Raw genomic sequence first — 7,609 nt, 5'->3', positions numbered from 1 at the left:
ACCGTCAACCTCCCGGCCGACAAGGATGATGCAGTGCTGCCCCCACAACTCCACTTGTTCTAACGCACATGTCGTGGTTCGGCGACGACATCCACCACTCACCGTACGGGCCTAACTGGTGGTGCCCGACCGCGAGACGGCGGCACTCGAAGCGGCAGAAGTCGAGCTGGTGTCAGTTATGAAGGCGTACAGAACGGCATGACGTCTGTGCGCCGACGGGGCAAACGCTGCCACTGCGAAAAACGGAGCGCGCAGGCAGAGTCGTGTTGATCGAATTTGCCTATGCGGTGCCTACATGGAATTCAGAAAGCAAAAAGCCCAGTCGCAATGACTGGGCTAAGTGCTTGAATCTGTTGGTGCCGGAAAGAGGAATCGAACCCCCGACCTTCGCATTACGAATGCGCTGCTCTACCGTCTGAGCTATTCCGGCATCAGGAGAAACAAGATTATAGGGACTTGTTTAGCAGCTTGGCAAGCCCCTCACTTATTTTTTATTTCGAGATGATAGCGGGTGACTCGATCGACTTCATTCTTCGAGCCGAGGAACACTGCCACACGCTCATGCAGGCTCTTCGGCTGGATATCAAGGATGCGCTTTTCGCCGTTGGTCGCGGCGCCGCCAGCCTGTTCGACGATGAATGCCATCGGGTTCGCCTCGTACATCAGGCGCAGCTTGCCCGGCTTGTCCGGCGTCCGCTTGTCGGCCGGATACATGAAGATGCCTCCGCGATTCAGGATGCGATGCACGTCCGCGACCATCGATGCGATCCAGCGCATGTTGAAGTCGCTCTGGCGCGCCCCTTCCTTGCCAGCCTTCAATTCGCCGATGTACTTCTCGACCGGCGGATACCAATGGCGCTCGTTCGATGCGTTGATCGCATATTCGCGCGTTTCGACCGGAATGCGCATTTCGCTTTGCGTGAGCACCCACGACCCGAGTTCGCGGTCTAGCGTGAAGCAGTTCACGCCGTTTCCGGTGGTGAGCACGAGCACGGTTTGCGGGCCATACACCGCATAACCCGCGGCGACCTGCTGCGTGCCCGGCTGCAGGAACGACTGTTCGGTGGGTTGCTGGCCGTCCGGGCAGCGCAGCACCGAGAAGATGGTGCCGATCGAAACGTTCACGTCGATGTTCGACGAGCCGTCGAGCGGATCGAACACCAGCAGGTATTCGCCCTTCGGATAGTTGGCCGGGATCGGGAAGAACTGTTCCATTTCCTCGGATGCCATGCCGGCGAGGTTGCCGCCCCATTCATTCGCTTCGAGCAGGATTTCGTTCGACAGGATGTCGAGCTTCTTCTGCACTTCGCCCTGCACATTCTCGCTGCCGGCCGTGCCGAGCGCATCCCCGAGCGCGCCCTTGCTGACGTGGTAGCTGATCGCCTTGCACGCACGCGCGACGACTTCGATCAAAAGGCGCAGGTCCGCCGGGAGGTTATTGGTCTCGCGCTGCTGCTCGATCAGGTACTTCGTGAGGGTGGTACGACGTTGCAAAGACATTGCTGTACTCCGGGAAGGCTAGTGGAATATCCCGATTTTAACCGCTGGATGTGTCCGCTCCGTGGTTTTGCGCGCGCAGGGCGCGCGGTGCTGTGGCCGGCGCCGCACCGCGCCGCGCGATTCAGGCCTTGCGGCGTGCCCTGGCGGCGGTGAAATTGCCGCTCACGCTGGCCGCGAGTGCCGCCGCGCGGGCGTGCGCGGCCGACACCGTGGGCAGTTTGGGGCGATCCGCCTTGGGCATGGGCTCGATTTCGCGTTCGATCTGCTCGCCGGCGGCCGCGGTGGCGACGCGCAGGTCGTAGGCGATCTGCAGGTTGAGCCAGAACTGCGCGCTCGCGCCGAAGTAGCGCTCGAGCCGCAGCGCGGTGTCGGCCGAGATGGCGCGCTTCGCGCGCACCACGTCGTTGATGCGCGGCGCCGGTACGCGCAGCGCAAGTGCGAGCGCATTGACGGACATGCCGAGCGGTTCCAGGAACTCGCTGCGCAGAATCTCGCCCGGATGGATTTCCGGGATGCTGTCGCCGGTATCGATGTCGGAGAAATCGATACTGTTCAGCTCTGAGCGTTTGATGACCATGCCGGTCTCCCAATAATCAGTGATAGTCGACAATCTCGACATTCAGCGCCTCCTCGCCGACGAAGTGAAAACAGATGCGCCATTGCGCATTGACGCGGATGCTCCATTGCCCGCTGCGCTGGCCTTGCAAGGCTTCGAGCCGGTTGCCCGGCGGCGCGTGCAGATTGACGATGGAGTTGGCGGCGTCGATCATCAGCAGCTTGCGGCGTGCGAGCGCCTGAATGTGAAGCGGCAGCGAATGCACGAACTTGCCCTGAAAGATTCTCGCCGTAGCCTTGTCGCCGAATGTCGTGATCATGGGATGATATAACGCATTGCGTTAAACGTAAACCGTTAATAGAATGCGTTTACTTTCACCCCTGCGAGCCGGCATGAACATTCGTCCAGATGGCCAACGTGGGGCGCGCCAATCGCCGCCCACGAGCCGGATTCAGGACGAAAAAAAAGCCGGCAACGCGTGCCGGCTTTTCGAGACGGATGCCGCAATCACGCGGCTGCCAGGCAGGCACTACGCCAACGCCTTCTCCACGATTTCACGCACGTCGCGCGACTTCACCTGGGAAGCGACCTTCTCCAGCGCCGCGCGCATGCGCTCGCGCAGCGCCGGCGTGAAGCGGCGCCACAATTCGAGCGAGCGGGCAAGGCGGGCGGCCACTTGTGGATTGAGCGCGTCGAGCGCGATCACCTGATCCGCCCAGAAGGCGTAGCCCGAGCCGTCTTCGGCATGGAACTGCGCGGGATTCGCCGCGCAGAAGCTGAAGATCAGCGAGCGCGCGCGGTTCGGGTTCTTCAGGTTGAAGGCTGGATGCGTCATCAGCTTGCGCACGATGTCGATCACAGGACGCTGCGCGCTGCCACGCTGCGCGGCTTGCAATGCAAACCACTTGTCGATCACGAGCGGCTCCTTTTCGAAGCGCTGATAGAAGTCGTCCAGCGCCTGTTGCGCGTCGCTGCTGCCGCCCTTGGCCGCCGCCGCGTTGAGCAGGGCGGAGAGCGCCGCCGCGCGGTCGGTCATGTTGTTGGCGGCGTCGTATTGCGCGGACGCGAGACGCACGGCTTCAGCCGGATCGTCAAGTTCCGCAAGATACGACAGCGCGAGATTCTTCAGCGCCCGATGGCCGGCCGCCTCGGGTGTCGCTTCGTACGCACCGGGCGTGCGATGCCGCTCGTACACCTTGAGCCACTCGTCCTTCAGCGCCGTGGCCAGACGCTTGCGCACGAACTGGCGGGCGGCATGCACGGCCGCCGGATTCGATTCGGCCATCTGCTCGGCGAGGTACGCTTCGGACGGCAGCATCAGCGCGAGTTCGCGGAACGACGGCGACAGCGTTTCGTCGGCGAGCACGCGCGCGAATGCGGCGACCACCGAGTCGTCGAGTTGCAGCGGAACGTTCGTGGCGGCAGCTTCGGCGAGCGTCATCAGCTCGCGCGTGGCGAGCCGCTGGCCGGCTTCCCAGCGGTTGAACGGATCGCTGTCGTGCGCGAGCAGGAAGGCCAGCTGGTCCGCCGAGTAGTCGTACTCGACGATCACCGGCGCGGAGAAATTGCGCAGCAGCGACGGCAGCGGTTCCTGTGCGACGTTCACGAACGTGAAAGTCTGTTCAGTCTGCGTGAATTCGAGCACGCGCGTGGTGGCGGCCGAAGCCCTGGCTTCGCCTTCCAGCTGGAGCGGCAGATCCTTGCCGTCCTTGCCGATCAGGCCGATCGCGAACGGAATCAGCAGCGCTCCCTTCTGGGTGTCGCGCGCGGCCGGCACGGCGTCGCCGTAACCTTGCCTGAGCGTCACGCTGTAGCGCTGCTGCGCGGTGTCGTAGCGAGTGCGCACGGATACCCTTGGGGTGCCGGCCTGGCTGTACCAGCGCTCGAACTGCGCGAGATCGCGGCCGTTCGCATCGGCGAGCGCGTAACGGAAATCGTCGCAGGTCACGGCCTGGCCGTCATGGCGCTTGAAGTATAGGTCCATGCCCTTGCGGAAACCGTCACGGCCGAACAGCGTCTGATACATCCGCACGACTTCGGAGCCCTTTTCATAGACCGTCATCGTGTAGAAGTTGTTGATCTCGACATAGCTCTCCGGACGTACCGGATGCGCCATCGGACCCGCGTCTTCGGCGAACTGCATCTGGCGCAGCACGCGCACGTCCTCGATGCGCTTGGTCGCGCGCGCGGCTTCGTCGCTGCTGCTGGTCTGGCCGGCCGCCATGTCCGCCGAGAACTCCTGGTCGCGGAACACCGTCAGGCCTTCCTTCAGGCTCAACTGGAACCAGTCGCGGCAGGTCACGCGGTTGCCGGTCCAGTTATGGAAGTACTCGTGGCCGACCACCGCCTCGATGTTCGCGAAGTCGGTGTCGGTTGCCGTTTCCGGGTTCGCCAGCACGTACTTCGTGTTGAAGATGTTGAGCCCCTTGTTCTCCATCGCGCCCATGTTGAAGTCGCTCACCGCGACGATCATGAAGCGGTCCAGATCGAGTTCGAGCCCGAAGCGTTGTTCGTCCCAGCGGATCGAATGGATCAGCGAGTCCATCGCATGACGGGTCTTGTCGAGATCGTGCGGTTCGACCCACACCTGCAGCAGCTTTTCCTTGCCCGAGCCGGTCTTCATGCGTTCTTCGAGCGCCACCAGCTTGCCCGCGACCAGCGCGAACAGATAGCTCGGCTTTCTGAACGGATCTTCCCAGCGCGCGAAATGGCGGCCGTCGGGCAAATCGCCTTCTTCGAGCAGATTGCCGTTCGACAGCAGCACCGGATAATCGGCCTTGCTCGCGCGCAGCGTGACCGTGTAGGTCGCCATCACGTCCGGGCGGTCGAGGAAGTAGGTGATGCGGCGAAAGCCCTCGGCCTCGCACTGCGTGAAGAAGTTGCCGCCCGATACGTAGAGGCCCGACAGCGTGGTGTTCGCAGCCGGGTTGCAAAGGGTCGTGAGCGTCAGCTCGAAGTTGTCCGGCACGTTGTCGAGCAGCAGGCCGTGTTCATGAGGATGTGCGTTGGCGAACGGCTGGCCGTCGATCTGCGCGCCGAGGAACTCCAGCTCTTCGCCCATCAGTTCCAGATGCGCGGCGCGCGACGCGTCCGGGTTGCGGCGCACACGCATCGTATTCCTGACGACCGTGCGTTCGGGGACCAGATCGAACTCCAGCGCGACGGTGTCGATCAGGAAGGCGGGCGGCGCGTAATCGGCGCGGCGGATCACATTGGGCGTTGCGGTATCGGCCATGGCGTTCTGTGGTGATGGTACTCGAGCGGTCAGGCGCGCAAGGGCACGCGAGCCGGGCTTGACGAGCCATTGTACAAAGCCTCGGGCAATCGTGCGGAGCGAACTTTTTACCGGCGCGCCAGGTCAGCGTATTATCGGGCGCACGCGCAGCAACAGGCGACAACAGGCCGCACGGCAGACGAACCCGGTCATGACTGACGATAACGGGCAACCCTGAGGCATCACGAGGCAGACCATGAACATCCACCCATGGACCCGCCGCGCCGCGCTGTTGCTCGCGGCGCTGACGGTGCTCCTGTCCGGCTGCACCACCTACGTGACCACGCAGGTCACGGCGTTCTCCGACTGGAGCAGCAACGACGCGGCCCGCACCTTTGCGTTCACGCGGCCGCCGGGTCAGCAGAGCAATCTCGAACTCTCCACGTACGAGCGCATCGTCGCCAGCGAGCTCGCGGTGCATGGGTTCCGCGAAGTCGACAGCGCGCAGGCGCGTTATCTGGTCGGACTCGCGTATGGGATTCGCTCCGACATGGTGACCGTCGCACAACCGGTGTACTACAACCCGTGGCCCGGGCCTTACTGGGGCCGGCCGTTCGATCCATGGGGACCTTGGGGTCCGTATCCGAGCACGTATGTGAGCCAGACCTATCAGATTTTCACGCATCTGCTGGGCTTGCGGATCACCGAGCGCGCGACGGGCAAGGAGGTCTATAACGTGACGGCGCGCAACTCGGGCGAAGAGTCGTCGCTGGTCGGGGCGATGCCGTATCTGGCGCGCAGCGCGCTGGCCGATTTCCCGCTCGGCAACGGCGTCGTGCACACGGTCAAGCTCCTGGTCGACAAGAACGGTGGGCCGGCCAACGAGATGGCCGCCGCTGGCGCCGTGCCTGCCGCGGCTCCAGTTCCGGCGTCGGGAGCGAAGGTCGCCGAGTAGGGGCAGTGCGCCGAACGCTACGCGCGGTAAGCGCCAGGCGTTACAGCTCGATGAAAAACGGCCCACGGGGAATGACCTGCAGGACCGTCTCCATTTCTGGACTGCGTGAAATGCGGCGACTCGAAACATGCAACCGGGACGCCGCTTAAACGCCGATCCCAAACAACGCCATCGTCCCCAGCACCCCGAACATCACTGCGGCAATGCCGTGCACGAGTTTGGTCGGCAGCCGGTGGGCGAAGCGGTCGCCGAGCAGGATCGCCGGCACGTTCGCGATCATCATGCCGAGCGTGGTGCCCGCCACCACGCCGAAGAAATCGTGAAAGCGCGCGGCGAGCGCCACCGTCGCGATCTGCGTCTTGTCGCCCATTTCCGCAAGGAAGAACGTCACCACGGTCGCGCCGAACACGCCGAAATGCGTGCGGCTGGTGTTGGCTTCCTCGTCGTCGAGCTTGTCCGGCACGAGGATCCACAAACCCATCGCGATGAACGACGCCGCCAGCGCCCAGCGCATGAGGGTCGGCGTGAGCAGCGAGCCGAGCCACGCGCCGATTGCGCCCGCGCAGGCGTGATTGACGAGCGTGGCGGTGAGTACGCCGAGGATGATCGGTACAGGCTTGCGATAGCGGGCGGCAAGGACGAGCGACAGCAGTTGCGTCTTGTCGCCGATTTCGGCGAGCGCGACCGCGCCGGTCGAAATGAGGAAAGCGTGATTCACGATGGTGTGGGTTGATCCGGGCCTGCGATGAACGAGCGACGACCCACGACACGCCGGGCCCTGTTGCGGCGCGTGGATCATCGGTCTCGCCAGGCCGGAGGCTGCGGCTGCCATGGCCGTGACGACCAGGTCTGTTGACAGGCGCCCCCGCGATCACACGTGCGACGCACCGGATACAACGGTGCGGACCTGCGGCGGGGCGGCTACTCCCCAATGAGGGACGGAGTATAGCAGGCCAAGCCGGCCTGCGCGGCGCAATTGGCCGTGAAGCGCCGCAGCCTTGCATGCGGCCGGCCCGCAGCGGATGGCCGTGCGCGGTGGTTCGTGCGCAGCCCACGAGGGGCGCGCCGCTTGGCAGCTTGCAAAATGTTCCGATCTGAAACACGCGTGCAGAAGGCTGGTTGAAAGCAATGGTGCGGCTCATGTCCAGGGGGCTCGCCGTCAGCGCCGCCCAAAGCGCGCCGCCACTGGCTTTTGGGCCGGTTGGGGCGCGGGGTGCCGAAGTTGCGATCACTGGCCCTCGCGTATTGACCCCGTATAGCCTCGACGCGACGGATACAGATAGATACGTCTTTTGTCGCTGAATTAATTCAGAATACGCACCATATTCCGGCGACCAGGGGAGCCCGCGACGATCCATCAAACTCATTGCCAGGCGCCCTGAAA

General features: G+C 63.7%; 6 protein-coding genes, 1 tRNA gene and 1 riboswitch. Of the genes, 1 reads left to right on the top strand and 6 read right to left on the bottom strand.

Going from position 1 to position 7,609, the window contains the following annotated elements; translation table 11 throughout:
* Window positions 1-354: 354 nt before the first annotated feature.
* From PQR02_RS27310 to pepN, 5 genes are all read right to left on the bottom strand, one after another.
* Window positions 355-430: transfer RNA gene (locus tag PQR02_RS27310), tRNA-Thr, on the bottom strand.
* A 50-nt stretch (window positions 431-480) separates the two neighbouring features.
* Complete coding sequence (locus tag PQR02_RS27305; protein ID WP_408238690.1) at window positions 481-1,500, bottom strand: class 1 fructose-bisphosphatase; 1,020 nt, start codon at window positions 1,498-1,500, stop codon at window positions 481-483.
* A 121-nt stretch (window positions 1,501-1,621) separates the two neighbouring features.
* On the bottom strand, window positions 1,622-2,077 hold the full coding sequence (locus PQR02_RS27300) for a HigA family addiction module antitoxin (protein ID WP_408238687.1): 456 nt from the start codon (window positions 2,075-2,077) through the stop codon (window positions 1,622-1,624).
* Window positions 2,078-2,093: 16 nt separating this feature from the next.
* The gene (locus PQR02_RS27295) at window positions 2,094-2,375 is read right to left on the bottom strand and encodes a type II toxin-antitoxin system RelE/ParE family toxin (RefSeq protein WP_408238684.1); all 282 of its coding nucleotides are present in this window, start codon (window positions 2,373-2,375) and stop codon (window positions 2,094-2,096) included.
* 210 nt (window positions 2,376-2,585) lie between these two features.
* Entirely contained in the window at window positions 2,586-5,291 is a 2,706-nt protein-coding gene (gene pepN / locus PQR02_RS27290; protein ID WP_408238681.1) for an aminopeptidase N, read from the bottom strand.
* A 235-nt stretch (window positions 5,292-5,526) separates the two neighbouring features.
* On the opposite strand from pepN, the gene PQR02_RS27285 reads away from it, so the two are divergent.
* Window positions 5,527-6,225 carry a DUF4136 domain-containing protein gene (locus tag PQR02_RS27285; protein ID WP_408238678.1) on the top strand — a complete coding sequence of 233 codons (699 nt, stop codon included), beginning with the start codon at window positions 5,527-5,529 and terminating at the stop codon, window positions 6,223-6,225.
* 145 nt (window positions 6,226-6,370) lie between these two features.
* On the opposite strand, the gene PQR02_RS27280 is transcribed toward PQR02_RS27285, so the two are convergent.
* On the bottom strand, window positions 6,371-6,943 hold the full coding sequence (locus tag PQR02_RS27280; protein WP_408238675.1) for a TMEM165/GDT1 family protein: 573 nt from the start codon (window positions 6,941-6,943) through the stop codon (window positions 6,371-6,373).
* A 14-nt stretch (window positions 6,944-6,957) separates the two neighbouring features.
* A riboswitch (yybP-ykoY riboswitch) is annotated at window positions 6,958-7,167 on the bottom strand.
* Between the last annotated feature and the right edge of the window lie 442 nt (window positions 7,168-7,609).

This window comes from Paraburkholderia sediminicola, from assembly GCF_046026895.1.
In the GTDB taxonomy this organism is placed as follows: domain Bacteria; phylum Pseudomonadota; class Gammaproteobacteria; order Burkholderiales; family Burkholderiaceae; genus Paraburkholderia; species Paraburkholderia sediminicola_C.
The sequence above is the reverse complement of the archived record's forward strand: the minus strand, read 5'-3'. Positions and strand labels throughout refer to the sequence as shown.